Annotated in this window: 3 protein-coding genes; 2 read left to right on the forward strand and 1 reads right to left on the reverse strand. The window is 43.0% G+C overall.

From position 1 onward, the window contains the following. The coding region (locus CH376_RS23765; protein WP_100787788.1) for a polymorphic toxin-type HINT domain-containing protein at positions 1 to 1,803 on the forward strand (1,803 nt) is incomplete at its 5' end. A 13-nt stretch (positions 1,804 to 1,816) separates the two neighbouring features. Then, positions 1,817 to 2,434 (forward strand): lipoprotein, tandem type, encoded by a 618-nt coding sequence (locus tag CH376_RS23770; protein WP_100787789.1) that lies wholly within the window; start codon positions 1,817 to 1,819, stop codon positions 2,432 to 2,434. A gap of 112 nt (positions 2,435 to 2,546) precedes the next feature. Here the strand turns inward: CH376_RS23770 and CH376_RS24500 are convergent. Then, positions 2,547 to 2,763, reverse strand: a 217-nt coding sequence (locus CH376_RS24500; protein ID WP_207769162.1) for a hypothetical protein, incomplete at its 5' end; no start/stop codon positions are given.

The following is a 2,763-nucleotide window of genomic DNA, read 5'->3' on the forward strand; positions in this document are numbered from 1 at the left end:
GAAGAGTTGCGGACGACATGGAACCACCCGTTTCGAAGAAGGACGTCTGACAGCGATTTAGCGACTTCCGAGTGGGTGAAAGTGGAAGACCTGAAAGTAAACGACGAAGTGTTGAAGTCGGACGGAAGCTGGGGGCAAGTAACCGGGATCTTTCATTACAACGTAGAGCCGACGAAGGTTTACAATCTCGAGGTAGAAGACAATCATACGTATGTGGTTGGCGGAGATGCGGAATCGTCTAACTCGGGATATGTTGTGCACAACTATGAAATTAACATGAAGGAAAAGATTCTCTCAACCTCTGAAGTGATCAAAGCATATCGCAAGGACGAGAAGGAACTGAAATGGGGGGACAAAGTATATCAGAAAACTCAGCGTGATGGCGAGACGGTCTTTGTCCGTGACTATGACGACAAGGGGACGAAAGAATATATCCGGGTGACAAAAGACGGACTGATCGAGCAGAAGCTCAAATGGAAAGGCCAGTTTGGGGACTTTCTTTCGGGTCAGTTGAGTGGTGAGAAAACGAAATACTTTAACACCCGGGGAGAAGAAGTCCACTTACAACCTGAAAAGATCGTGCGAGATGGAGGAAGTTTGAAACTTCCGCTTGATCCAATCGATACGAAAGTAGCGAGCGCAGCGATCGAAAGAGTGAAAGGCGACTTTGAGAAACAACTCCGAGCGGACTACGCAAAGAACAAGAAATTAACGCCGGAACAGATTGAAACACGGATTAAAGCTGAAGTTGAAGTTTACAACCGCGTAGCAGACAGAACATTCAAAAACAGCTATGTGGATGAAAAAGGAAATCCGATTAAATTTGGAAGCAATGACTTCCTTGCTAAATTGGCAAGTCCCGAATTCAACGGTCAGGACAAAACAGATCGCCCGGACGGAATGGAAGGCCCGATCAAGGTATCGATCGAGTATTTGCGAGCGAAATATCCGGATGGAAAAGGGTATGCCCCGAACTTAGCACCTTGGAACGAGAAGATTGCAGGCCACAAGGAAAACTTGAAACACTTGAACGAGAATTTGGAAGCTAATCGAAACAATCCGAGTTTGACCGACAAAGCAAAGTCTACGTTTGAAAAAGAAATGTTGAAGAAAATCGACGTCGAAACGAAGGCTCTTTACAGTGTTGAAACAACGCGCAGGAAACGAATGGAAGAATTTCAGAAGTCTGCAGAATTAATCTTTGGCAAGAACGGCAAGGGAGAATACAAAGTATCTTCTGACGTAATTGCAAAACAAACGAAAGCCGCAATTTGTCGGGCAGATACGAATTATATGCAGAATCGCGCGAATGCGAGGATGGAAGGGAGCTTCGGGGATTACTTTATCAACAAGATCGAGATGGGGGACATCCGTCCAGGAACGGATCAGAAGAACGGACTTGTTTGGGACAACGCGCAGTTGAAAGGATACGAGAAAACGTATCCTCCAAAAGACGATATCCCTACCTCAAGTTTTGCAGCTTCAAATGCGTATACCGGAGAGCCGTTGACGTACGACTACATCCAGACGATCACTGCTGGCATGAAGCCGGGACAAATGGTTCAAGTTTGGACGGATACGGACAGTTACGGAAAACCGAATCAAGCTAATACAGCAACACCGGGGCCGAACCATTTTTATGGATTTGGAATGAATCAAGCGGGTCAGATGGTTTATTTGAACCATACTAAGCAGCCAGTTTTATATTATGACGGAAATGGTAGATTGCAGAAATTAGAATACAATCAAGTGATTCCGAAAGAAGCATGGCCATATTTGCGTGTGTTTAGAGTTTACAAATAGCGAGGAAATGAAGATGAAAAAAGAATTCAGAAGTATATTCGTAGTAATTTCGATTTTGGTTTTTGCTTTCACCGGATGCAAAAAGACTCCGGAAGAGTTAGCAAAGGAAGAGGAAATACAAAAAAAGAAAGTTGTCGCGGATCATGTGAATTCGGTCTATCAGCTTGGTGGAAACGGGCTTGCATATTTTGTTAACATGGAAAACCCAAAATCAGTTCTTGAGACGTGTTTTGAGTTTAAACCTAAAGAAGGCAAGGCATCTATAAAATTTTATCAGCATCCAGGAATTTATAATTTAGAAGTGAACGTGAAGAATGAATTAGAATACATATTGACTTACAAAGGAAAAAAGGCTTATTTACGTTTAGAGTTGAATGGAGATTTTCCAGTAGCAGATGGGAGTATGCAAAAATTTTATGCAAATCCAATATTGTCCGTTCCAGATGACAAAAAAGCTGATGGGTCCATTGGTAAGATGGATTTAGTATATGGAGGTGTTTCTATTCGCGATCTTCATCACGGTCGTTTTAATACACTTGAAGAATGTGAAGCTCAGAACCTTGCGGATGAAGAATTAAGTAAGTCCTTGCAAGAACAAAAATCCACGTGCGAAGGACCTGGCTGCTACTGAGACCAGGTGCATCTTCTCTGTGAAACTTAAATTGAACGGTCCGGAAATCTGGACCGTTCAAAAACCGTCTTAGGATGAAGCGCAAACTTCGACTTTGTTGACCTGTGGTCTTTTAGAAGCAGCGCTTTTGATCGGCCTTAATGAATATAACGGAAACTCGCTTATTTAAAGACAAAAAATCTGAAAGTCCACCTTTCCAGTTGACAATAGCGGTTGATGGGCGACTCTTTGATTTATCAAAGAGTCGATCCCGGCTCTTTAAACTCCCTTTCACTTTTTTTCCTAAATGAATCAACGTTAGCGTCAACTGCACCGGCGGTGCAGTTGAA

Origin of the sequence: Leptospira adleri (genome assembly GCF_002811985.1) — a bacterium.
GTDB classification, from domain to species: Bacteria; Spirochaetota; Leptospiria; order Leptospirales; family Leptospiraceae; genus Leptospira; species Leptospira adleri.